Raw genomic sequence first — 23,962 nt, 5'->3', positions numbered from 1 at the left:
CAGACCTCCGCCGGTTTGTCGGCCTCGGCCGTGGGTGCGGGTTCGGGTTCGGGTGGCGCGGGCGGGGCCATGCGGCCCAGTGACTGCGCCATCGAACTGAGCGGCGTGCTGAAATCGGGAACCGGGACCATCGCCAGCAGCAGCCCCGCGATCCAGAAGGCGTGGTTATGGGTGAACAGAGCGATCAGCGCCAGAACCGCGACCAGCTCAAGCTGCACCTTCTGACCGCGATGGGCCATGTGCTCGGGCAGGGCGTGCAGTCTAAGGTAGAACACCCCGATCCCGACGATGAACAGGATCAGAAAACCCGCCATCCCCACCATGAGCCAGTCCGTTTGTCCGGGCAAGGTGATGAAGCCCGGCAGATGAGGCACCGCCTCGGGATGCAGCAATTTGGTCGCGTCGCTTCCAGTGGCCAATTTCCTTGCCCTCCTGCTGAGTTAGCACGCCGTACGAGTTCATGCCCGTTGGCGTCACGATACGCCCGGCATGTGCCTTGCGACAAGCGTGGCCGCATTGCATCTGCATCGGTAAAAACATCTGGATAGATGGCGATACAAATGTAATATCACCCCCGACGCAGCCACAGCGGGCGAGTCTGCATGTCATGCCAGTCAAGGGCTTGGCCCAAGCGGCAGTTGCAGGCCCTTGCTTCATGAAACGCGTGGTGAATGGGGGATGACACCAATGGCGCTTGAGAAATTCCGACTGGACGGCAAGGTCGCGCTGATCACCGGCGGCAATCGCGGGATCGGTCTGGCCATTGCCGCGGCTTTCCTTGAGGCGGGGGCGAAATGCCTGCTGACCAGCCGGTCGCGGACGCCTGCGCTGGACGCGCTGCTGGCCGACAACCCCAAGGCGGCCGCATGGTTTCAGGCCGACGTGACCGCTGATGACGCGCCCGTGGCCATGGTCGCGGCGGCGCTGGAGCGTTTCGGTCGTCTTGACGTGCTGGTGAACAATGCGGGCATTGCCGATAACGGCGACTTCCACGATTTCGACGACGCCCGGCTGAAGGCGATCATGGACACGAACCTGATGGCACCGTTCCGCATCGCGCGGGCTGCGGTGCGGCCGATGCTGGTGCAGGGGGGTGGGGCAATCGTGAATATCGGCTCGATCTCGGGCCATGTCGCGAACAAGCCGCAATTGCAGGTCGCCTATAATGCCTCGAAGGCGGCGGTTCACCAGATGAGCACGGTCATGGCCTTTGAATATGCCGGACGGGGCATCCGGGTGAATGCGCTGGCACCGGGCTATGTCGTGTCGGACATGACGGCGGGCGGGATTGCGAATGCCGACTGGAACCGCATCTGGACCGAGAACACGCCGATGGGCCGCTTTGCTCAGCCCGAGGAAATGGCGACCTGCGCGTTGTTTCTGGCATCCGATGCGGCCAGCTACGTGACCGGGGCGGTTCTGGTCGCGGATGGCGGTTACACCACGCACTAACAGGGGGGACGAGGACATGGCGGAAAGCCTGAAGGATAAGGTTGCGCTGATCACCGGCGCGGCATCGGGGATCGGGCTGGCGACCACGCGGGCGCTGATCGGGGCAGGGGCGCGGGTCATCATGGCCGACCGCGATGCGCAAGCGCTGGACCGGCTGGTGGCCGATCTGGGCGCGGCGGCGATTCCACAGGTCACCGACCTGCTGGACGCGGAAAGCTGCGCGGCGATGGTACCGCAGGCGCTGGAAAAGACCGGGCGCATCGACATCCTGCATTGCAATGCCGGAACCTATATCGGCGGCGATCTGTCCGAGACCGATCCCGCCACCATCGACCGCATGCTGAACCTGAACGTCAATGCGGTGATGAAGAATGTCCATGCCGTCATCCCGCATATGACCGAGCGCGGCAGCGGCGACATCATCGTCACCTGCTCGGTCGCCGGGCATTCGGCCATTCCGTGGGAACCGGTCTATTCCGGCTCGAAATGGGCGATCACCTGTTTCGTGCAGGCGATGCGGCGGCAGTTGAATCGCAAGGGCATCCGGGTCGGGCAGGTCTCTCCGGGTCCGGTGATCTCGGCCTTGCTGGCGGACTGGCCCGAGGAGAACCTGCGCAAGGCGAAGGAATCCGGCAGCCTGATCGAACCGGAGGAGGTGGCCGAGGCGATCATGTTCATGCTGACCCGCAATCGCAATGTCACCATCCGGGACGTGATCGTCCTACCCACCAACTTCGACATCTGAGGGTGCGATGGGCGAGTTCGACGGGTTGACGGTGCTGGTCACCGGCGCTGCGGGCGGAATTGGCCGGGCTATGGCCGAAGGCTTTGCCCGCGACGGCGCGCGGCTGGCGCTGGTCGACCGGCTGGATGCGGGCGAGTTGGCGGCGGAACTGGGGCAGGGGCATCGCGCCTTCACGCTGGACCTATCCGATCCAGCGGCCATCGCAAGTGTCGTGCCCGAAATCGGCGCGGCCATGGGCATCGACGTGCTGGTGAACAATGCCGGGCTGGGCATCGTCTTTCCGGCGGACCAGCCGGATGTCGCGGCATGGGACGCGACGATGGCGGTGAACCTGCGCGCGCCATGGCTGATGGCGGTGGCGGCGCTGCCTTGGCTGAAGCGCTCGGGGCGGGGGCGGGTGATCAATGTCTCGTCTCAGGCGGGGGTGGTCGCGATCGACGAACATGCCGCATACGGGGCCAGCAAGGCCGGGCTGAACCTGCTGACCAAGGTGCTGGCGGTGGAATGGGCCGGGCATGGCATCACCGTCAATGCCATCGCGCCCACCGTGGTGGAAACGCCGATGGCGCTGGTCGGCTGGGCCGGGGAAAAGGGCGAGAAAGCCCGGCGCGACATTCCCGTGGGCCGCTTTGCCCAGCCACGGGAAATCGCGGCGGCAGCGCGGTTTCTGGCATCAAGCGATGCCGCCATCATCACCGGCGAGGTGCTGATGGCCGATGGCGGCTACTCGCTGCGTTGATCACTGCACCCTGCGGATCGCCGGATAGGCGGCGCGGAAGTCCTGATAGGCCGCGTCAAAGGCATCGCGCAAGGCAGGGTCTGGGCTGATTTCGACCGTGGTTTCCGGGGCCGTCATCACCTGATCGACGCTGCCTGCGCCCGAGGCGACCCGGCCCAATCGCGCCGCGCCCAAGGCCGCGCCGAATTCGCCGTCGCTGGGCAAGGCCAGCGTCACATCCAGCGCCGTCGCGATGATCCGCAACCATTGATGCGACCTTGCGCCGCCGCCGATGGCCAGCAGCCGGTCGGTCCGCGCCCCGGTGGCCTTCAGCGCCTCATGACTGTCGCGCAGACCAAAGGCCACGCCCTCCAGCACGGCGCGGGTCAGGTCGTCACGGCTGGTATCCGAGCCCAGACCGGTGAAACTGCCCCGGATCAGCGGATCGTTATGCGGCGTCCGCTCGCCCGAGAGATAGGGCAGGAAACGCACCGGGCCGGGGGCGCGCAGCGCCTCGCCCAGACCTGCGGTCAGCTCGGCCGGTTTCGCCCCCGTGATGCGCGACAGCCAGTTCAGGCTGTCGGTCGCCGACAACATTACCCCCATCTGGTACCACTTTTCCGGCACCGCATGACAGAAGGTGTGGACGGCGGTTTCGGGTGCCGGACGATAGCCGTCGCGCGCCACCAGCAGCACGCCCGATGTCCCCAGCGAGACGAAACCCTGCCCCTCGGTCATCGCGCCGATGCCGCAGGCGGCGGCGGCATTGTCGCCTGCGCCGCCTGCCACCGCGACCGGGCCGTTCAACCCCCATTCCCGTGCCAGATCCGGACGCAGCCGACCCGCGGTGGCCGAACCCTCGATCAACCGGGGCATCTGGTCGCGGCTCATGTGGCTGGCCGCCAGCAATTCGGCGGACCAGTCGCGCCGCCCGGTATCCAGCCAGGACGTGCCCGCGCTGTCCGACATGTCAGCGACATGATCCCCGGTCAGCCACAGATTCAGATAGGCGGCGGGCAGCAGGACATGGGCAATACGGGCGAAGTTTTCGGGCTCATGTGCGCGGACCCATTCCAGCTTGGGCGCGGTGAATCCGGGAAAGACGATATTGCCCGAAAGCCTGCGAAAGGCGGGCAGGGCGTCCAGACGCGCGGCCTCGGCATGGCTGCGGGTGTCGTTCCACAGGATGCAGGGTCGGATCACCCGGTCCTGGGTATCCAGCAGCACCGCGCCATGCATGTGACCGGCGACCCCGATCCCCTGCAATCCGGCAAATTCGGGATATTCCGCCCACAACTCGGCAATGGCGCCCTGCAAGGCTGCGATCCAGTCGGCGGGGTCCTGTTCGGACCAGCCCGATCTCGGGTGGCTGACCTGATAATGCCGTTCGGTTGCGCCAATGGGAGTGCCGTCATCGGAAACCAGCAATGCGCGCAGCCCCGACGTGCCCAGATCGATTCCAAGGAAACTCATTGCATCACATTGCCAGATAGCGGGTCAGCGCCGCTCGCGCCCCTTCTTTGTGGATGAGCCTCAGCCATCCGTCAAACGCATCCGCAAAGGGGGCGGCATCGGCCAGCTCGCCGTAAAGGGCGGGGATCAACCAGACGCGCGGATCGGCTGCCGCCTGTCGGGCGCGATCCTGAAGGATGGACCAGTCGGGGTCGTTTGGTTCGATCACCGAGCCGTCCTCGCGCGTACCGGTGCAGTAGCGCGCCCACAACGCCTCGACCAGCGCAAGCCCGGTGACCGGCGCACCCGCGGCCAGCCCATCCCGGACCGAGGGCAGCACGAATCCCGGATGCCGGCTTGACCCGTCAAAGGCAACGCGCCGCGTGGTGTCGCGGATGGCGGGATTGGCGAAGCGGCGCTCGATCAGGTCCAGATAGGCGGCGGGCGTGTATTCGGGGACGGCATGGATATGGGGCAGGATCTCGGCTTCCTCGACCCGGCGGAACAGGGCGGCGATGTCGGGATCGGCCATGGTCTCGGCGATGGTGACGATGCCCAGAAGGTCCGCGACATTGCCGATGACCTGATGGCCAGCGTTCAGCACCCGGATCTTCATCCGCTCATAATCATGCACCCGGTCCGAGAAGGTCGCGCCGACAAGGTCCCAATCCGGGCGACCGGCGCAGAAGGCATCCTCGATCACCCATTGGCGGAAATTTTCATGGGTGACGGGGGCCGCATCCTCGATCCCGAGGTCGCGGACCAGTTCCAGTTCCGCGGGGCCGGTGGCGGGAACGATGCAATCGACCATGGAATTGGGAAAGGCTCCATTCGCCTCGATCCAGTCGGCCAGCGCGGGGTCGGAAAGCCGGGCAAGGCCCACGACGGTCTGGTGCAGGATCGCGCCATTGCCTTGCAGGTTGTCGCAGCTTTGCGCGGTGAACGCAGGAAGGCCTGCCGCGCGCCTAAGCGACAGCGCCGCGACCATGGTGCCAAAGGCGGTGCGGGGGCGGGCAGGATTTTCCGCGTCATGGTGGATATCGGGATGGGTGACATCCAGCCCCTTGTCGGGGTTCAGATAATAGCCGCCCTCGGTCACGGTCAGAGACACGATGCGGATGGCCGGATCGGCCATGGCGGCGATCAGGGGGGCGTGGCCTTCCTCGATCGGGACATAGCCGATCATCGAGCCCACCACCTCGGCCGAGCGGCCCGCCGGGTCCAGTTCGATCAGGGTGGTCAGCCAGTCCTGTGCGGCCAGCCGGTCGCGCATGGCGCTGTCATAGGGCCGCACGCCCGCGCCGATGATCGCCCAGTCCTGCGCCAGACCCTGCTGCATCAGCCGGTGCAGGTACCATGACTGATGGGCGCGGTGGAAATTCCCCAGCCCGATATGCAGGATGCCGGGGCGCAACGCGGCACGGTCATAGGTCGGGCGCAGGATCTGGGCGGGCAGGTCGGGCAGGGTCGCGTTGGAAAGGCGGGTCATGCGGTTCCCTTGATTCACAGGCGGCGTTCGGACTGACGGTCGAACAGATGGACATTCTTGGGGTCGATGACAAAGCCGATACGCTCGCCGGGGCGGGCATGGATGCGATCCTTGACCACGGCATTGATCAGGTCGTTGTCGACGCGGGCAAAGACCTGGGTCTCCGAGCCGGTGGGTTCGGTGACCACGACATCGACGGGCACGCCTTCGGGGCCGATGTTGATATGCTCGGGGCGAATGCCATAGGTCAGCGGGTGGCCCTCGACCAGCGGGGTCTGTGGCAAGGGCAGCTCCAGCCCGCCATCGGTGACAAAGACGAACCGCCCGTCCCGCTGGGACGCCCGCCCGTGCAGGAAGTTCATCGAAGGCGAGCCGATGAAACCGGCGACAAAGACGCTTTCGGGCCGGTCGAACAGTTCCAGCGGCGCGCCGATCTGTTCCACCTGACCGTCGCGCATCACGACGATCTTGTCGGCCATGGTCATTGCCTCGATCTGGTCATGGGTGACATAGACGATGGTCGTGCCAAGGCGCTGGTGCAGTTCCTTGATCTCGACCCGCATGCTGACCCGCAGCTTCGCGTCAAGGTTCGACAGCGGTTCGTCGAACAGAAACACCTGCGGATTGCGCACGATGGCGCGGCCCATGGCAACGCGCTGGCGCTGACCGCCGGAAAGCTGCTTGGGGTAGCGGTCCAGCAGATGTGCAAGGTCAAGGATCGAGGCCGCGTGCCGCACCTTTTCCGCGATCTCGGCCTTGGGACGCTTGGCCATCTTCAGTGGAAAGCCGATATTCTCGGCCACGGTCTTGTGCGGGTACAGCGCGTAGGACTGGAACACCATCGAGATATCGCGTTCCTTGGGCGGCACGTCATTGACCACTCGTTCCCCGATCGAGATGGTGCCCTCGCTGATCTGTTCCAGCCCGGCCAGCATCCGCAGCAGGGTTGATTTACCGCAACCCGAGGGGCCGACCAGCACGACGAATTCGCCATCCTCGATATCGACGCTGACCCCGTGCATGACCTGCAGCGCGCCGTAGCGCTTGAAAACCTTGTCGATCTTGACCCGTGCCATGCCCGTCCCCCTACCCTGGTAACTCGATCTGCATCTTGACGTCGCCCGCAGGTGCGGATGCCGCTATTTCAAAAGCTTGAACGCTATCCTTGAAGTCGAATCGACGGGTGATCAGCGGTTTCACGTCAATCGCGCCCGAGGCGATCATGTTCACGCAGCGCGGAAAGGCATGGGCGTAGCGAAAGATGTTCTCGACCCGCGCCTCGCGCACCATCGCCGCCCCGGCATCATAGGCGATGGGGTCGGGCTGTCCGCCGATCAGCACCACGCAACCGCCGGGCGCGAGCGGCGGAAAGATCCCCGCCGCCGCCTTGGGCGAGCCGGTCGCCTCAAAGACCACCTCGGCCCCCCAGCCATCGGTTTCGCGCAGGACGCGCGCCGCCAGATCCTCATGCGCGACATTGACGGGGGTGATCGCGGGCGAAAGGCTGGCCCCGATCTCCAGCTTGGGCTGAGCGATGTCGGTCAGGAACACCCGCGCACAGCCCGCCGCCAGTGCCGATAGCGCGGTGACAAGCCCGATGGGACCCGCGCCCATGACCACGGCATTGTCGCCGGGCTTGATCCGGGCCTTGGTCGCGGCATGGATGCCGACGGCCAGCGGCTCGACCATCGCGGCCTCGGCAAAGCTGACATTGTCGGGCAGCTTGAAGGTGAAGGCCTCGGGATGTACGCAGGTCGGGCGCAGGATGCCATGGACCGGCGGCGTCGCCCAGAAGCGCACGGCCGGGTCCACGTTATACATGCCCAGCCGGGTGGCGCGGCTGTTCGGGTCGGGGATGCCCGGCTCCATGCAGACGCGGTCGCCGGGTTTCAGGGTGGTGACCTCGGTCCCGACCTCGATCACCGTGCCCGAGGCCTCATGGCCAAGTATCATCGGGGCATTCACGACGAAGGGACCGATGCGCCCATGCGTGTAATAATGCACGTCCGAGCCGCAGATCCCCACCGTATGCAGCTTGATGCGCACGTCGCGCGGGCCAAGCACTTCCTCGTCCCGGTCGATCTGGGGGAAATCGCGCAGGGACAGTTCCCCCTGCCGTTCAAGCACCAGCGATTGCATGACTATCCCCTTCGGATGATGATGGCGGCAAGCACGACCGAGATCGCCACGCCGATCCAGATCGACAGACCCAGCGGTTCCAGAAAGCGCAGCCAGAACAGCGACAGCGCCACCCACAGCACGACGCTGATGAAGAGCCGGTCGAACCAGTTGGTCTCGATGGGCAGAAAGCCCGTGCGTTCCTGAGACATGGTCTATCCTTTCACCGCGCCAAAGGTCAGGCCGGCGACGATATGGCGTTGGACAAGGCTGAAGACGATCAGCGCCGGGATCAGCGTAAAGACCGAGATCGCCGCCATGATCCCCCAGTTGGTGCCGGTGGTGGTGACATATTCGGACAGGCCGGTGGTCAGTGTGCGGGCGTTGAAATTGGTCAGCGTCGCTGCCAGCAGGTATTCGTTCCAGGCAAAGACCCAGGTCAGGATCAGCGTCACCGCAAGGCCGGGTCGGGCCAGCGGAAACACCACCTCACTGATGACCTTCCACGGGCTGGCACCATCGACAAAGGCGGCCTCGTCCAGCTCCTTGGGGATGGCGTCCAGCGTCGGGCGCAGGGTCCAGATCGCGAAGGGCAGGTTGAAGGTGCAATAGACAAGGATCATCCCGATCCTTGTGTCGGCCAGCTTGAAATCTCCGATGGTGTAGATCTGCGTCATCAGCAGATAGAGCGGCAGCAGAAAGACCGCAGGCGGGGCCATGCGGTTGGTGATGGTCCAGAAGAACACGCTTTCCTTGCCGGGCAGGTCGAAGCGCGACAGGGCGTAGCAGGCCAGAAAGCCCAGCGTGGTGCACAGGATCGCATTGCCCGATGAGATGACCAGCGAATTGATCATGTATCCGCGCAAGGTGCGATCGTTCAGCACGTCGGTGTAGTTCTTCCAGTACAGATCGCCCGACAGCCAGACCGAGGGGGTCGTGAACAGCTCGATTGCCGGTTTGACCGAGATGACGAACAGCCAATAGATCGGGAACAGCGTCAGGAAGCTGATCAGCACCCAGAACAGCACCGACAGCCACGGATTGCCCTTGCGCATGGATCAGCCCTTTCCCTTGTTGCGGGGTGCGATCAGGCCGACATACATCAGCCAGCAGGTGACGATGGTCAGGTACAGGACGATCACCGACACGGCCGAGCCGTAGCCGTAATTCGTCCTTGGAAAGACTTCCTTGAAGATATGCACGCCGACATAGCGCGTGGCCGAGCCGGGGCCGCCTCCGGTCAGCATCAACACCTCATCGACGGTACGCATCGCGTCCATCATGCGGATGAAGACGGTGGCAAGGATCGCCGGGCGGATCATCGGAAGCGTGATGTGCCAGAAGATCTGTCGCCGGTTCGCGCCGTCGATCTGTGCCTGCTCGAACGGATCGGCGGGCAGGGACACCAGCGCCGCGATCAGGGTCAGCGTGACCAGCGGCGTCCAGTGCCAGATGTCCATGACCACGGTGGTGGCAAAGGCCTGCCACGCGCTTTGGCCGATATTCAGGTCATAGCCCAGCCAGTTCGACAGCAGGTTCGGGATGATCCCGATGGACGGCGTCGTCATCAGCTTCCAGACCGAGCCGACGATGATCGGAGCCATGATCAAGGGCAGGGTGTGGATGGTGCGAAAGAACGTCTTGCCGGGAAAATCCCGCATCAAGGCCTGCGCCAGAAAATAGCCAAGGATCAGCTCGGACAGGACCGCGAAGAAGACGAAGGCCGCCGTCACCCCCAGCGAGGCCAGGAACTGCGCGTCAAAGACCAGCTTGCGGTAATTGTCGGCCCAGTTGAACACCATGTCGGGATTGGCCCCGAACGGGTTCCATTGGTGGAAGGACACGAACAGCACATAGATGAAGGGCACGACCCCGAACAGCGCCAGGATCAGCAGCGTGGGGGCCAGCAAGGCCCAGCCCAGAAACTTGGATTGCATGGCTTTTCCCGTCCAATGCGCGGAGATGCGCGCGGCTTGCCAATCGCCGCGGGATTGCTCCCGCGGCGACCGGGGGAGGAACGCTTATTTCCGGTAGCCCAGATCGGTCAGCTCCTGCTCGGCCTTGGCGGCCATCTGGTCCAGACCCGCATCGGGATCGACCTTGCCGGTCAGGATGTCGTAGAAGATCGGCGCGGTCGCCTCGCGCAGCTGGGCGTGGAACGGATAGGGCGGGGCACCGCCGAACAGCTTGCCGTCATCGCGCAGCATGCCGAAGTAATTGCCCAGCTTGTCGTTCAGCTCGGTGACCTTGGGTGAATCGTAGGTCGCGGTGGTGGTGATGCGCGATCCGGCGACGGCCCAGTCGGGCTGCAGGTCTTCCTCGGCAAGGAATTGCAGGAACAGGGCGGTCGCATCCGGGTTCTTCGACGTCACCGGCAGGCCAAAGGCCCCGCCATCGTAATAGCCGATATAGCCCTTGCCCTCTTCGGCTGCCTTCAGCACGCCTTCCGACAGCGGCGGCAGCGCGACCGAGATCTTGCCCACCACCTTGGACTGGTTCGGGTCCGAGGCGATCCAGGCGACGTTCTCGCCATAGACCAGACCTTGGGCGGCGCGGCCCGCGGCCATGGTCGTCGCGACCTCGGACCAGGTCGACTGGACCGATTCAGGCGGGCCGATATCGCGCAGATGCAGCCACCATTTCATCGCTTCCTTGGCCTGCGGCGAGTTCATCAACCCGCCATGTTCGACCGTGGCGCCGTAATTGTTGGCCGCGTCGATCCCCCAGTTGTAGACGCCAAAGGTCGGCGCGACGGATTCAAAGAATTCATACCACGAGGCCGGATGCCCGGTATGGGCCTGCGCAGTCGAGCCCCACAGGTCCAGCTTGTGATCCTTGCCCCATTGGGTGAAGAAATCCGCGATCTCGGTATATTCTTCATGGGTCTTGGCCGGGGCCAGGTCGCGGCCGGTCTTTTCCTTGAAGGCGGCCTTGATCTCGGGGTCGTTGAACAGATCGGTGCGATAGACATAGGGCTTGATGAAGGCTTCCATCGGCATGCCGAACAGGTCGCCATTCTCGCCCCGGAAGTAATTGGCAAAGGTGGTCAGCTTGGCCTCGTCGAAATCGGGGGCCTGGAGCTCGGGCTTTTCCTTCAGCTTGGCGGTCAGATCGACCAGGAAGTTCCGCGCCAGATAGGCATAGACGATGTCCTGTTCGATATAGACCATGTCATAGATGCCGGTCCCGGCCTCCATGTCCTTGATCGCCTTGTCATACATCTGGTCCCATGAGGTGGTTTCGATATCCACCCTGATCCCGGTCAGCTCCTCGAATTTCGGCGCAAGTACCTCGCGAACATAGTTCGAGGCCGGGGTGGATTCCGTCACCCCGCGCAGGGTCACGCCGGAAAACCCGGTCCCCGCCTTCTTGTAGAAATCTTCGTCCAAGGCAAAGGCGCTGCCCGCCACAAGGGACAGCGCAAGCGCGGATGCGCCCAGCCTGACTAGCTTGTTCATCAACCATCCTCCCTGATCGGCGAGGTGCGGCGGGAAACTGTCGTTGCCGCTCCGGCCTTCCTCGTCCCATGGGCATCTTGGCAAATCCGCCAAGCTTCGCGCAAGAAAAACTTGCAAATGTATTTCTAAAAATACAGTTGTAAACGGGGCGGGATTTCCGATGCTTGACAAGCGCCTCCCGCCCGATGAGATGCGCCCATGTTGAACAAGGATTTTCCGCAGGCCGATGCCTTCACCGTCGAAGTCTGCTGGCATTATTTCGTGAATGAATTGACCCAGGCCCAGATCGCCAAGGCGATGGGCGTGACCCGGTTGCGGGTGAATCAGGCCATCCAGCGCGCCCGCGCCCTGGGGCTGGTCAAGGTCGAGATCGATTCGCCCTTCCTGCCGCGCTTTGACCTGCAGGACCAGTTGCAGGAACGCTTCGGGCTGGCGCGTGCGTTGGTGGCCCCGGCCAATCCCGAACATTACGATTATCACAATGCCTGCGGCGCTGCGCTGGCGGCCTATATGGCGGAGCGGCTGCAGGCAGGCGAATGGCGGCGCATCGGCGTGTCATGGGGGATGACGCTGCAAAGCGCGATCAACCGGATGATGCAGCAAAGCCTGCCCGAGCTTGAGGTGATCTCGATGATCGGGGGAACCAGCCGGGGCGATTCGCTCAATGCCTTCGGTATCGCCTCGGGGTTGGCGGGGCGGCTTGGGGCGCGCTATTCGCTGCTGGCCGCGCCGATCTTTCTTGCGCCGCAGATCGACCGCGCCGCCTTTCTGGCGCAGGAGATCTTTACCGAACATTTCCACAAGCTGACGGCGCTGGACGTGGCGATCCTGACGGCCAGCGACATTTCCGAACGCAGCTATCTGATCCGCACCGGCCTTCCATCCGAGGTTGGCATGCGCGACCTGACCGATGCGGGCGCGATCGGGGATGTGGTCTGTCGGTTTCTGGACGGGCAGGGCCAGCAGGTCAGGACGGCATTGGACGATTGCACCATCGGCATCGATCTGGAAACCTTGCGCCAGACGCCTGAACGTGTGCTGGCCGCAGCCGGTCCGCATAAGGTCGCGATCATTCGCGCGGCCCTTCGGGCGGGATTGGCCAATATTCTGATCACCGACGATCTGACCGCGCGTATGGTGTTGGAACACGACGCGCGGGTTTGATCCCGCGACCGTATTCCGCATCCGACATTCAATGCATCGGAGAACCCCATGCCTCTGCCCGTAGCAGCCCTTGCGCCGCTGGACCCTCATGCCCTTGTCGGGCTGCGCGAGCATGTGCACCGCGCGTTGCGTCAGGTGATCCTGCAGGGCGGATTCGAGCCGGGCGCGCGGCTGAACGAACGCGCCATCGCCGAGCAACTGGGCGTCAGCACCACCCCGGTGAAGGAGGCCCTGCGCCTGCTGGAAGCCGACGGTCTGGTCCGCACCAAGCCGCGCAGCGGGGTGATCGTGAATTTCGACTTCGCCTGGGCCGAGGAAATGATCCTTGCCCGCGCCGCCATCGAATCGACCATCGCCCGGCTGGCCGCGCAGCGCATCACCGCGCCGGACAAGCCGGTGCTGCAGGCGATCCTTGACGACATGCAGCGCGCCACTGCCGAAAGCAGCGCCGAGGAACTGGTGCAGCTGAACGAAGTCTTTCACGGCCATATCCGCTCGGTCGCGCGGGCGAATTACCTGCGGCTGTTGAACGACCGGCAGGATGTCTATGACAGCGGCGCGAGGCGGGTGATCCATTCCGATCCGGCGGAACGCCAGCAGGCGCTGGCCGAGCATCGGCAGATCGGCCGCGCGGTCATCGCCGGCGACCCCGATGCCGCAGAAGTCGCGATGAAGGCCCATGTCCTGCGTGCCGGCGACAGCTATCTCGATCTGGTTTTCAGAAAGAAAAAGGACTGACACGCACCAACATGGCTTTTCCGACGAGCCCGGTCGATGGGCAGATCGAGGCTTGGAGGCGGGCGGTCTAAGTCATCACAGTAATGGTGCGAATGTCGTGGTGGTCACGAATAGGCGTGATCTTCACCATGGCCTCTCGCTGAAAAAAACCGGCGCCGCGATGGCGGCGCCGCAGTTTCGGCCGCGCCGCCCGGGGGGGGACGACGGCGCGACCTTGTGGCTTAGTTGCCGCGGATCGCGGCCAGTTCTTTCTGCACGCGGTCGACGACGTCTTCGCCGATATCGGCCTTGTGCTTTTCATAGACCACTTGCGACTTCTCAAGCATGCGGGCCTGCTCTTCCGGGGTGATGGTGTTGAACTTCAGCCCGGCAGCTTCGACCTTGGCCAGCGAGGCCTTGTTCAGCTCTTGGATGACCTTGCGTTCCTCATCGCGGCCAACGGCGGCGCAGTCACGCAGGGCCTGCTGTTCCTCGGGCGAATAGGTGTTGAAGATCGCCTTCGAGAACAGGAACAGGAACGGGGTGTAGGCGTGCTTGGTCTCGCTGACATAGCTTTGCACCTCGTAGAATTTCGAGGTGTCCAGCGTGACATAGGGGTTTTCCTGCGCGTCGATCGCCTTGGTTTCCAGCGCCGAGAACACCTCGCCAAAGGCCATCGGCGTTGCGTTGGCGCCGAAGTTGGCGAAGCTGTCGAGGAAGATGTTGTTCTGCATCACGCGCAGCTTCAGACCCTCGAAGTCTTCCCATTTGGTGATCGGCAGCTTCGAGTTCGACACGTTGCGGAAGCCGTTTTCCCAATAGGCAAGGTTGACCAGCCCGGCCTCGTCCAGCTTCTGATTCAGGAAGTCGCCGAACTCGCCATCCATGACGGCATAGGCTTCTTCGTTGCTGCGAAACAGGAAGGGCAGGTCAAAGACGCCAAGCGCGGGGACGATGCCGACCAGCGGAGAGGACGAGGTGACAACCGCTTCCTGCACGCCCGAACGCAGCGCCTGGGTCGCCTGAAGGTCGCCGCCAAGCGCGCCGCCCCAGAAGCCGGTCATCTTCATCTGGCCGCCGGTCTTCTCATCCAGACAAACCTGCATGGCCTTCATGCCGTTGTTGACCGGGTGATCCTCGTTGATCCCGTTCGAGACGCGGAAGTTGCGCGCCTGGAAATCGGCAAGGGCGGGCGTTGCGGCACCCAGCAGGGTCGAGACAAGCAGCGCGGCTTTGATTGCGTGGTTTTTCATGTGGTTCCTCCCAGGAATTCAGAAAACGGTTGAAGTTTGATCAGTAGAACCAGTTCGCCGGGACCGTCACGATCTGCGGGAACAGGACCAGCAGGAACAGGACGATGGTTTCGGCGATCAGGAAGGGCCAGACACCGGTGATGACCTTACCCAGAGGGATCTTGCCGACGCCGCTGACGACGTTCAGCACGACGCCCACCGGCGGGGTCAGCAGGCCGATGCAGCAGTTCATGATGAACATGACGCCAAAGTAGATCGGGTCGATCCCGGCCTTGACGACGATCGGCAGCAGCACGGGCGTCAGGATCAGGATGGTCGGCGTCAGGTCCAGTGCCGTGCCCACGATCAGGATCAGCACCATGATGGCGAACATCAGCAGTTTCGGGTTGTCGATCAGTGGCTCGATATAGCCCGTGATCTCATTCGGGATGTTCGCAGCCGTGATCAGCCAGGCCGAAACCAGCGCGGCGCAGACGAGGAACATGATCGCAGCGGTGGTCTTGGCTGCCGACAGCAGCACCTTGGGCAGATCGGCGGGCTTCAATTCGCGATAGACGAACATGCCGACGAACAGTGCATAGAAGGCGGCGACAACGGCAGCTTCGGTCGGCGTGACGACGCCCATCTTGATGCCGCCCAGAATGATGACCGGCATGCCAAGTGCCCAGGCCGCACGCGCGGCAGAGCGGCCGCGATCAGGCCAGCTGGCGCGCGGCAGGCTTTCGATCTTGTCCTTGCGGACCACGATCAGCCAGGTGATCAGCAGCGAGACGCCCATCAGCACGCCCGGCACGATGCCCGCCATGAACAGTTTCGAGATCGAGACGTTGGCTGAGACGCCGAAGACGATGAAGGCCATCGACGGCGGGATGACCGGCGCAATGACGCCACCGGCGGCGATCAGCCCGGCCGAGCGCGGCACGTCATAGCCGGCCTTGGCCATCATCGGGATCAGGATCGCGGCCAGCGCCGCAGTATCGGCCGCAGCCGAGCCCGAGATCGAGGCCATGATGATCGCGGCGACGATGGCCACGATGCCCAGACCGCCGCGGATATGGCCGACACAGGCGATCGAGAAGTCGATGATCCGCTTGGACAGGCCACCGGCATTCATCAGTTCGCCCGCAAGGACGAAGAAGGGAATGGCCAGCAGCGTGAAGGTATCGGCGCCGATCATCATGTTCTGGGCGATGATCTGGGTGTTGAACATGCCCATATAGGTCATGAGCATGACGCCGCAGAAGATCAGGGCAAAGGCGACGGGCGCGCCAATGGCCATGGCCCCGATCAGGGAAACGATAAAGACGATTAGGGTCATAGGCCGCGCTCCGCCAATTCTTCGACGCTGTGGAACTCACCGGCAAAGGCGGCGATCTCGGCTTCGGTCACGCGACCGGTCAGTAGGCGGATGAAACGTTCAAGCGTGATCAGGATGATGCAGGTCGCGGTGAACAAGCCGGTGCCATAGACCCAGCCCATCGGGATGCCGGACACAGGGGCCAGCATGCTCATATTGATCGGAAGCTGTTTCCAGCTGCCCCAGAACAACACGAACGAGCAGCCGATGATCAGCAGGTCCGAAAGACCCATCATCAGCATGCGGCCCTTGCGACCCATCATCGCGACAAAGGTTTCCATGCCCATATGCAGGTTGTGGCGATGCGCCACGACCGCGCCGATGAAGGTCAGCCAGACAAAGAAGAAGCGCGACAGTTCCTCGGTCACCGGAATGCCCGAGTTCATGGTGTAGCGCATGACGACGTTCACAAAGACCATCAGAGCCATGCCGCCGATCAGGCAGACCAGCACATAGTCCAGAAGGCGGTAGAACAGGTTGATTACGGTCTTGACCATCTCAAATCCTTTCCCCCAATCCGCGTTTCACCAGATTGCGCATCAACTCGCGCGTGCCGAAATCCCATTCCGGGCAGGCGTCCGAGCGGTCGACCCAGTTCACCAGACGGCCCAGACGCGGGGTCGAGATCTCGACCCGGTCGCCCATCTCATGGGTAAAGCCCTGACCCTTGCCGCGACGGTCCTTGACCGGGGCGAACATGGTGCCAAGGAACAGCACCGCGCCATCCGGGTATTGGTGCGAACGGTTGCGCATCTGCCCGACCAGATCGGCGGGCTTGCGGCTGATGGCGGCAAGCGGGCTTTCGCCCGTCATCTCGAACCCGTCCTCGCCCTGAACCAGCAGCGAGACGACGACCTGTTCGACCACTTCCAGCGTGAACTCGCCATCGAACAGCCGGATGAACGGCCCGATCGAGCACGACGCGTTGTTGTCCTTGGCCTTGCCAAGCAGCAGGGCCGAGCGACCTTCGACATCGCGCAGGTTCACATCATTGCCCAAGGTCGCGCCGATGATGGTCCCGTCGGCGCGGGTGACCATGACCACTTCCGGCTCGGGGTTGTTCCATTCGGAAATCGGGTGCAGCCCGACCTTGTCGCCGCAGCCGACCGAAGACATCGCCTGGGCCTTGGTGAAGATCTCGGCGTCGGGGCCGATACCGACCTCCAGATATTGCGACCACAGGTTCATCTCCTGCAGCAAGGCTTTGACCTGACGCGATTTTTCAGACCCGGCCTGAACGCCGCGCAGGTTTTCCCCGATCACCGGGGCCAGACGTGCGCGGATTTCCTGCGCCCTGCCGCTATCGCCGCGCGCCTGTTCCTCGATCACGCGTTCCAACATGCTGTCGGCGAAAGTCACGCCAGCGGCCTTGACCGCCTGCAGGTCGATCGGGGCCAGCAGCCGTCCACGGCTTCCGTCCAGATATTCGTCCAGATGGCCCAGATCGGGCAGATCGGCGGCGCCCAGACGCTGGGCCACATCGTCAAGTTCCAGAAGACCCGAGACCGTCGCGGCAATTCTGCTGAGGTCAAGCACGCGGCCATTGCGCAGCGTGACGGGGCAGGGGCCGCCTGCGTCATTGGACCAGACACGGCCGACAAGGATGGCGCGATCCGCGTCATCGGGCAAAATCCCGACCGCTTTCAACGCATGAGTTGAAACCAATGCAACCTCCCGTTTTTTCACGGCGCCTCCACGCGCCGTGCTGACATCAGGTGTCAGACAACATTATGACCTGATCCTTAACGCTGCGGTAAGATTCTGTCCACCGCCAATCGTCTTGTTGCCAAACTTTGGATCAGAGGATTGTTTCAGTTGAAAAATTCCAGCTCCATGCCGACCCGGCTGGCCGACCCGGTCAGGTGCTGGCGCATGGCGCGCCGTGCGGCTAACGGATCGCGGGCACGGATGGCGTCGCGGATGGCCATATGCTCATCGATGGTGATGGCCATGATTTCATCGAACAAAATCTGCTCGCGAGCGGCCATGATGACATGGCCGACCCGGTCGGCGATGGCGCTGATGAACTGGTCGAAATATGCATTCCCCGTTGCCAGCGCGATGATGCGGTGAAACTCCAGATCGGCGGCGACGCCTTCGGTGTTCCAGTCCTGCGATTGCGACATCCGGGCAAGGGCCGCGTCCAGCGATTCCAGCTGCTGCGGCGTGTGGTTGACCGCAGCCAGCCCCGCCGCCTCGATTTCCAGTGGCACGCGCAGCTGAAAGAGGTCGGTGAAGTCGTGCTTGTTCATCTGCTCGCCATCGCCAAGCCGAATGTGGCGAGCCTGCCGTTCGACCACGAAGGCGCCGACGCCCTGCCGGGTCTCGACCAGCCCTTCATTGCGCAGCTGCGCGATGGCCTCGCGAATCACGGTGCGGCTGACGCCGAAGGTCTGCGCCATCGCATGTTCGGTCGGCAGCTTGTCGCCGGGCTTGATGTCGCCCCTGTGGATGCGTTCCGCGAATTGCGACGCGATCCGCGCCGGCAGATGTTCGTTACGCGATATCTGTCCAAATCCCTGTGTCATCTCTGATCGAGCCTTTTTTTTCTTTCCTGATCCATCTCTTATCAGGTCCGGTCGATCTGACAGCCCGGATTCATCACCCCTTCGGGGTCAATGGCGGCCTTGATGGCCAGCAGCAGGCGGCGGCGGGTTTCCGGTAGGCGGGCGGTGAAATCGGGCTTCTTCAGCCGGCCAATTCCATGTTCGGCGCTGATCGAGCCCTGGAAGCGGTCCAGCACGGCGTTCACGATCTTTTTCGACTTCAGGATCTGCGCATCAAGGCTGTCCGGGCCCTGGGCAAAATCCGGCAGCACGTTCAGATGCACATTGCCGTCGCCGACATGTCCATAGGACACGCAGACGGCGGCGGGCATGTCCTGCGCGATGGCGGCCTCGGCCTCGGCCACGAAATCGGCCAGTTTGGACAGCGGGACCGAGACATCGGTGCGCAGATGCTTGCCGCGCTTGGCCTGACCTTCGTTCATGCCCTCGCGGATCAACCACAGATTCTGGGCCTGCGCCTGCGACTGGGCCACGACGCCATCGACGACCAGCCCTTCCTCCATCGCCAGTTCAAGGAAGCGCGCCATCAGATCGTCGATATCGACCAGACCCGAGCCCGAGATTTCCATCAGCACATAGGCCGGATGGTCAGCCTGAATCGGGATCTGCAGATCCGGGATGGCCTCCTGCGCCAATGTCAGGGCCAGGGGCGGCATGAATTCGAATGCCGACATCAGGTCGCAGCATTGGCGACGGGCGCGGCGGTAAAGCTCGATCGCGTCGGGCAGGCTGTCCAGCGCCAGCAGGGCGGTCGCGACATGTTCGGGCCGGGGCAGCAGCTTGACCGAAACGGCGGTGATGATGCCCAGCGTGCCTTCGGCCCCGATGAACAGCTGCTTCAGGTCCAGCCCGCGATTGTCCTTGCGCAGCGTCGACAGCCCATCAAAGACCGTGCCATCGGGCAGCACCACTTCCAGTCCCAGCACCAGTTCGCGCGTCATCCCGTAGCGCAGGACATTGACGCCCCCGGCATTGGTCGAGACATTGCCGCCGATCTGGCAGCTGCCCTGCGCGCCAAGCGCGAGCGGAAAGAACAGCCCGGCCTGCGCCACCTGATCCTTGAAGCTTTCCAGCACCGCGCCTGCCTCGACCACTGCCGAGAAATCATCGGCGTCGATGCGACGGATGCGGGTCATCCGCTCAAGGCTAATGATCACCTGCGCGGCAGGCGCGTCGGGGGTCGCGCCCAGCACCAGCCCGGTATTGCCGCCCTGCGGTACGACATCCAACCCCAGCGCCACGGCGGCGCGCATGCAGGCCGCGACCTCGGCTGTGTCGCGCGGACGCAGCACCGCGACCGCGCCGCTATGCACATCGCCATGCCAGTCGCTGCAATAACGCGCCGTCTCGGGTCCGGTCAGGACCACATCCGTGCCAAGGCTGTCGCGCAGACGTGCGGCCAATGCGTCGCTGTCGGCGGCAAGGGCCGCGCGGCCCGCCTCCTGAATATGTCGATCCATGTCGCCAGACCCTCCCTGGTCGCGCTTCGGCGTGAAAACACCTTGCATCATACAAAGATCAGGTTATCAGACAACCATATAAATCCGCTCGGCGGCGCGGTGCCGGAGCGGCGAGGTTTCGAGGAGGAGACCAGATGCATATTCTGATCATTGGCGCGGCCGGCATGGTGGGTCGCAAGCTGACGCAAAAACTGGTCGCCGAGGGCGGTCTGGCCGAACGCGCTATCGACGCGCTGACCCTTGTTGATGTTGTCGAGCCCGATGCCCCCGCGGGCTTTACTGGCAAGGTGACGCGTCTGACCGCCGACCTGTCCGATGCGGGCACGGCTGAAAAACTGATCGCGACGCGGCCTGACGTGATCTATCACCTTGCCGCCATCGTCTCGGGCGAGGCGGAGCTTGATTTTGAAAAGGGTTACCGCATCAACCTCGACGGCACGCGCGCGCTGTTCGAGGCGATCCGGCTGGCGCAGGCGGTGGATGGCTACCGTCCGCGCGTGGTCTTTGCGTCCTCGATCGCCGTGGTCGGCGCACCGCTGCCTTTCCCGATCCCGGACGATTTCCACACCACGCCCCTGACCAGCTATGGCACGCAAAAGGCGATGAGCGAGCTGCTGTTGGCCGACTATTCGCGCCGCGGCTTCTTTGACGGCATCGGCATCCGCCTGCCCACGGTCTGCATCCGCCCCGGCAAGCCGAACAAGGCGGCCTCGGGCTTCTTCTCGAACATCCTGCGCGAGCCGCTGATCGGTCAGGAAGCGGTGCTGCCGGTTCCCGAAAGCATCCGCCACTGGCATGCCTCGCCGCGTTCGGCGGTGGGCTTCATGCTGCATGCCGCGACCATTGACGTGGATCTGGTCGGCCCGCGCCGCAACCTGTCGATGCCGGGCCTGAGCGCCACTGTCGGCGAACAGATCGAAGCTTTGCGCCGCATCGCCGGCGACAAGGCCGTGAACCTGATCCGCCGCGAGCCCGATCCGATGATCATCCGCATGTGCGAAGGCTGGGCCCCCGGCTTTGAGGCCACCCGCGCCCGCGAACTGGGCTTCACCGCCGAGTCGAGCTTTGACGAGATCATCCGCGTCCATGTCGAGGACGAGCTGGGCGGCCAGTTGTGAGCGGGGTGAAGATCGCCTTTCTGGGGACCGGGTTGATGGGCGCACCGATGGTGCGCCGCCTGCTCGGGGCCGGGTTCCCGGTGACGGTCTGGAACCGCGCCTCGGAAAAGGCGCAGGCCTTGGCCGCCGACGGTGCGGTTGTCGCAACGGATCCGGTGCAGGCGGTGACCGGGGCGAATGTGGTCTTTACCATGCTGTCGGATGGGCACGCCGTCGCTAATGTGCTGTTTGAACAGGGGGTGGCGCGCGCGCTGGCATCCGGCGCCATCGTCATCGACACCTCGTCCATTGCCCCCGCAATGGCGCGCGATCATGCCGCAAGGCTGGCGGAACTGGGCATTGCCCATGTCGACAGCCCGGTTTCCGGTGGCGTTGTCGGCGCGCAGGCTGGCACCTTGGCCCTGATGGCCGGGGGCGACGCGGATGTGATCGCGGGTCTGGCCGAGGTCTTTGCGCCGCTGGGCCGCCTGACCCATGTCGGTCCGTCCGGTGCGGGGCAGGTCTGCAAGCTGGCGAACCAGCAGATTGTCGCCGTCACCATCGGTGCGGTGGCCGAGGCGATGATGCTGGTGCAGGCCGGAGGTGCGGATCGCGCCAAGTTCCGCGATGCGATCCGGGGCGGTTTCGCGGAAAGCCGCATCCTCGAATTGCACGGCGCGCGGATGGTCGAACGGAACTTTGCCCCCGGCGGCCCGTCGCGGCTGCAACTCAAGGACCTGAACGCGGTGGCCGATCTGGCGGCCGCCACCGATCTGACGCTGCCCCTGACCGAGGTTGTCCGCAGTGCCTTCACCGATTTTGTGGCATCAGGCCATGGCGATACCGATCACAGCGGGCTACTGCTGCATCTGGAAAGACTGAACGCAGCCATCCCTGCGGAGGAGAGCAAATGACCTCGGACCAACCCACACGCCGCCTGCGCTCGCAGGACTGGTTCGACAATCCCGACCATGCCGACATGACCGCGCTGTATCTTGAGCGCTTCATGAACTACGGCACCACGCCCGAGGAATTGCGTTCGGGCAAGCCGATCATCGGCATCGCGCAATCGGGCAGCGATCTGAACCCCTGCAACCGCCACCATCTGGATCTGGCCAAGCGCGTGCGCGACGGCATCCGCGATGCGGGCGGGATTCCGATCGAGTTCCCCTCGCATCCGCTGTTTGAAAACTGCAAGCGCCCGACGGCGGCGCTGGACCGCAACCTTGCCTATATGGGTCTGGTCGAACTGCTTTACGGCTATCCCTTTGACGGCGTCGTGCTGACGACCGGCTGCGACAAGACCACGCCCTCGGCGCTGATGGCGGCGGCGACGGTGGATATTCCGGCGATCGTTCTGTCCGGCGGCCCGATGCTGGATGGCTGGCATGATGGCGAGCTGGTGGGTTCCGGCACGGTGATCTGGCGCTCGCGCCGGAAATATGCGGCGGGCGAAATCACCCGCGAGGAATTCCTTGACGCGGCGCTGGATTCGGCCCCCTCGGTCGGCCATTGCAACACCATGGGCACGGCCTCGACCATGAACGCCATCGCCGAGGCGCTTGGCATGTCGCTGACCGGTTGCGCGGCGATCCCCGCCGCCTATCGTTCGCGCGGCCAGATGTCCTACCGCACCGGCCGCCGCGCCGTGGAACTGGTGCTGGAAGACATCCGCCCCTCGGACATCCTGACGCGCGAGGCTTTCCTGAACGCGATCCGGGTGAATTCGGCCATTGGCGGCTCGACCAATGCCCAGCCGCATATCATGGCGATGGCGAAACATGCCGGCGTCGATCTGCGTCCCGAGGATTGGCAGGCCCATGGCTATGACATTCCGCTGTTGGCGAACGTTCAGCCCGCCGGGGCTTATCTGGGCGAGCGTTTCCACCGCGCAGGCGGCGTCCCGGCGATCATGTGGGAGTTGCTGCAGGCCGGAAAGCTGAACGGCACTTGCCCGACGGTCAGCGGCCAAACCATGGCCGAAAACCTCGAAGGCCGCGAGTCGACCGACCGCGAGGTGATCAAGCCCTATGCCGATCCGATGATGGAGCGTGCGGGCTTCTTCGTCCTCAAGGGCAACCTGTTCGACTTCGCGATCATGAAGACCTCGGTGATTTCCGCCGATTTCCGCGCCCGCTATCTGTCGGAACCGGGCCGCGAAGGCATTTTCGAGGGCAAGGCCTTCGTCTTTGACGGCTCCGAGGATTACCACGCCCGCATCAACGATCCGGCGCTGGACATCGACGAACGCTCGATTCTGGTCATCCGGGGCGCGGGTCCGCTGGGCTGGCCGGGCTCGGCCGAGGTGGTGAACATGCAGCCGCCGGATCACCTGATCAAGCGCGGCATCACCAGCCTGCCGACGCTGGGCGACGGGCGGCAATCGGGAACGGCGGACAGCCCATCGATCCTGAACGCCTCGCCTGAAAGCGCTGCTGGCGGTGGTCTAGCGTGGATTCGGACGGGCGATATCATCCGTCTGGATCTGAACGCGGGCACCTGCGACATGCTGGTCGATGAGGCTGAGATCACCCGCCGCAAGGCCGATGGCATCCCTGCCGTGCCGCCCTCGCGCACGCCATGGCAGCGCATCTATCGCGAGACGGTGACGCAGTTGCAGGACGGCGCGACCATTCGCGGTGCCGAGGATTTCCAGCGCATCTCGTCGACCCCGCCGCGGCACAATCACTAAGTTATGGCTCTGCGCCGGTCGGGATTGGCCGGCGCAGAATTTGCTATCCGTCCCAGCGCGATCGCATGTGCCGGACTATTGCCGGAGCATCGCGCCCGAAAGCTCGGCCACCACTTTCCGGATCATGATCATCGTGGCGGTCGTCACTGCATTGGACAGCATTCCGACGGAAAGTTCGGTGTCGTCTCGTTCAGTGTTGGACAAACGTCAGCAAATCGATCAG

Annotated in this window: 23 protein-coding genes; 8 read left to right on the top strand and 15 right to left on the bottom strand. The window is 63.9% G+C overall.

Annotated elements, in window-relative coordinates:
• Positions 1-419, bottom strand: a 419-nt coding sequence (locus tag IB235_RS13450; protein WP_192337161.1) for a hypothetical protein, incomplete at its 3' end; no start/stop codon positions are given.
• Positions 420-687: 268 nt separating this feature from the next.
• On the opposite strand from IB235_RS13450, the gene IB235_RS13445 reads away from it, so the two are divergent.
• From IB235_RS13445 to IB235_RS13435, 3 genes are read left to right on the top strand one after another with little or no spacing between them, the layout of a single operon-like run.
• Positions 688-1,452, top strand: coding sequence for an SDR family NAD(P)-dependent oxidoreductase (locus tag IB235_RS13445; RefSeq protein ID WP_192337160.1), 765 nt, complete (start codon positions 688-690; stop codon positions 1,450-1,452).
• Between the two features lie 16 nt (positions 1,453-1,468).
• A complete protein-coding gene (locus IB235_RS13440; protein ID WP_192337159.1) occupies positions 1,469-2,197 on the top strand; it encodes an SDR family oxidoreductase in 729 nt (242 codons plus the stop codon).
• Positions 2,198-2,204: 7 nt separating this feature from the next.
• The gene (locus IB235_RS13435) at positions 2,205-2,936 is read left to right on the top strand and encodes an SDR family oxidoreductase (RefSeq protein WP_192337158.1); all 732 of its coding nucleotides are present in this window, start codon (positions 2,205-2,207) and stop codon (positions 2,934-2,936) included.
• Here the strand turns inward: IB235_RS13435 and xylB are convergent, their stop codons facing one another.
• From xylB to IB235_RS13395, 8 genes are all read right to left on the bottom strand, one after another.
• The gene (gene xylB, locus IB235_RS13430) at positions 2,937-4,388 is read right to left on the bottom strand and encodes a xylulokinase (RefSeq protein WP_192337157.1); all 1,452 of its coding nucleotides are present in this window, start codon (positions 4,386-4,388) and stop codon (positions 2,937-2,939) included.
• A gap of 4 nt (positions 4,389-4,392) precedes the next feature.
• Positions 4,393-5,856, bottom strand: coding sequence for a mannitol dehydrogenase family protein (locus IB235_RS13425; protein ID WP_192337156.1), 1,464 nt, complete (start codon positions 5,854-5,856; stop codon positions 4,393-4,395).
• Between the two features lie 14 nt (positions 5,857-5,870).
• Positions 5,871-6,932: an ABC transporter ATP-binding protein gene (locus tag IB235_RS13420; RefSeq protein WP_192337155.1), complete on the bottom strand. Its 1,062-nt coding sequence runs from the start codon at positions 6,930-6,932 to the stop codon at positions 5,871-5,873.
• 10 nt (positions 6,933-6,942) lie between these two features.
• Positions 6,943-7,995 carry an NAD(P)-dependent alcohol dehydrogenase gene (locus IB235_RS13415; protein WP_192337154.1) on the bottom strand — a complete coding sequence of 351 codons (1,053 nt, stop codon included), beginning with the start codon at positions 7,993-7,995 and terminating at the stop codon, positions 6,943-6,945.
• Between the two features lie 2 nt (positions 7,996-7,997).
• Positions 7,998-8,186: a DUF2160 family membrane protein gene (locus tag IB235_RS13410; RefSeq protein ID WP_155040675.1), complete on the bottom strand. Its 189-nt coding sequence runs from the start codon at positions 8,184-8,186 to the stop codon at positions 7,998-8,000.
• A gap of 3 nt (positions 8,187-8,189) precedes the next feature.
• Positions 8,190-9,029 carry a carbohydrate ABC transporter permease gene (locus tag IB235_RS13405; RefSeq protein WP_155040674.1) on the bottom strand — a complete coding sequence of 280 codons (840 nt, stop codon included), beginning with the start codon at positions 9,027-9,029 and terminating at the stop codon, positions 8,190-8,192.
• Positions 9,030-9,032: 3 nt separating this feature from the next.
• Positions 9,033-9,911, bottom strand: a complete 879-nt coding sequence (locus IB235_RS13400; RefSeq protein WP_155040673.1) for a carbohydrate ABC transporter permease — start codon at positions 9,909-9,911, stop codon at positions 9,033-9,035.
• A gap of 84 nt (positions 9,912-9,995) precedes the next feature.
• Complete coding sequence (locus IB235_RS13395) at positions 9,996-11,432, bottom strand: ABC transporter substrate-binding protein (RefSeq protein WP_192337153.1); 1,437 nt, start codon at positions 11,430-11,432, stop codon at positions 9,996-9,998.
• Between the two features lie 198 nt (positions 11,433-11,630).
• On the opposite strand from IB235_RS13395, the gene IB235_RS13390 reads away from it, so the two are divergent.
• Both IB235_RS13390 and IB235_RS13385 read left to right on the top strand, forming a co-directional pair.
• Positions 11,631-12,596 carry a sugar-binding transcriptional regulator gene (locus tag IB235_RS13390; protein ID WP_155040671.1) on the top strand — a complete coding sequence of 322 codons (966 nt, stop codon included), beginning with the start codon at positions 11,631-11,633 and terminating at the stop codon, positions 12,594-12,596.
• Between the two features lie 48 nt (positions 12,597-12,644).
• Entirely contained in the window at positions 12,645-13,334 is a 690-nt protein-coding gene (locus IB235_RS13385; RefSeq protein ID WP_192337152.1) for a GntR family transcriptional regulator, read from the top strand.
• 221 nt (positions 13,335-13,555) lie between these two features.
• Here IB235_RS13385 and IB235_RS13380 read toward each other — a convergent pair whose 3' ends face one another.
• From IB235_RS13380 to IB235_RS13355, 6 genes are all read right to left on the bottom strand, one after another.
• Complete coding sequence (locus IB235_RS13380; protein ID WP_155040669.1) at positions 13,556-14,566, bottom strand: DctP family TRAP transporter solute-binding subunit; 1,011 nt, start codon at positions 14,564-14,566, stop codon at positions 13,556-13,558.
• A 40-nt stretch (positions 14,567-14,606) separates the two neighbouring features.
• The gene (locus IB235_RS13375) at positions 14,607-15,884 is read right to left on the bottom strand and encodes a TRAP transporter large permease (protein ID WP_192337151.1); all 1,278 of its coding nucleotides are present in this window, start codon (positions 15,882-15,884) and stop codon (positions 14,607-14,609) included.
• Positions 15,881-16,420 carry a TRAP transporter small permease gene (locus tag IB235_RS13370; RefSeq protein WP_192337150.1) on the bottom strand — a complete coding sequence of 180 codons (540 nt, stop codon included), beginning with the start codon at positions 16,418-16,420 and terminating at the stop codon, positions 15,881-15,883. Before IB235_RS13370 ends, IB235_RS13375 begins: the two co-directional genes overlap by 4 nt.
• A gap of 1 nt (position 16,421) precedes the next feature.
• A complete protein-coding gene (locus IB235_RS13365; protein ID WP_370576890.1) occupies positions 16,422-17,609 on the bottom strand; it encodes a fumarylacetoacetate hydrolase family protein in 1,188 nt (395 codons plus the stop codon).
• A 125-nt stretch (positions 17,610-17,734) separates the two neighbouring features.
• The gene (locus IB235_RS13360; protein WP_192337149.1) at positions 17,735-18,451 is read right to left on the bottom strand and encodes a FadR/GntR family transcriptional regulator; all 717 of its coding nucleotides are present in this window, start codon (positions 18,449-18,451) and stop codon (positions 17,735-17,737) included.
• A 41-nt stretch (positions 18,452-18,492) separates the two neighbouring features.
• Positions 18,493-19,950 carry an FAD-binding oxidoreductase gene (locus IB235_RS13355; protein ID WP_192337148.1) on the bottom strand — a complete coding sequence of 486 codons (1,458 nt, stop codon included), beginning with the start codon at positions 19,948-19,950 and terminating at the stop codon, positions 18,493-18,495.
• A gap of 134 nt (positions 19,951-20,084) precedes the next feature.
• Between IB235_RS13355 and denD the strand changes: the two genes are divergently transcribed.
• The 3 genes from denD to IB235_RS13340 are packed head-to-tail and all read left to right on the top strand — an operon-like array spanning position 20,085 to position 23,739.
• On the top strand, positions 20,085-21,068 hold the full coding sequence (gene denD / locus IB235_RS13350; RefSeq protein WP_155040664.1) for a D-erythronate dehydrogenase: 984 nt from the start codon (positions 20,085-20,087) through the stop codon (positions 21,066-21,068).
• Positions 21,065-21,961, top strand: coding sequence for an NAD(P)-dependent oxidoreductase (locus tag IB235_RS13345; RefSeq protein WP_192337147.1), 897 nt, complete (start codon positions 21,065-21,067; stop codon positions 21,959-21,961). The genes denD and IB235_RS13345 overlap by 4 nt, the downstream gene beginning before the upstream one ends.
• Positions 21,958-23,739 (top strand): IlvD/Edd family dehydratase, encoded by a 1,782-nt coding sequence (locus tag IB235_RS13340; RefSeq protein WP_192337146.1) that lies wholly within the window; start codon positions 21,958-21,960, stop codon positions 23,737-23,739. Before IB235_RS13345 ends, IB235_RS13340 begins: the two co-directional genes overlap by 4 nt.
• Positions 23,740-23,962 lie beyond the last annotated feature (223 nt).

Source organism: Paracoccus sp. PAR01 (genome assembly GCF_014851995.1).
GTDB lineage: Bacteria > Pseudomonadota > Alphaproteobacteria > Rhodobacterales > Rhodobacteraceae > Paracoccus > Paracoccus litorisediminis.
Note: the sequence above shows the minus strand (reverse complement) of the source record. Positions and strands in the feature narration are given on the sequence as shown.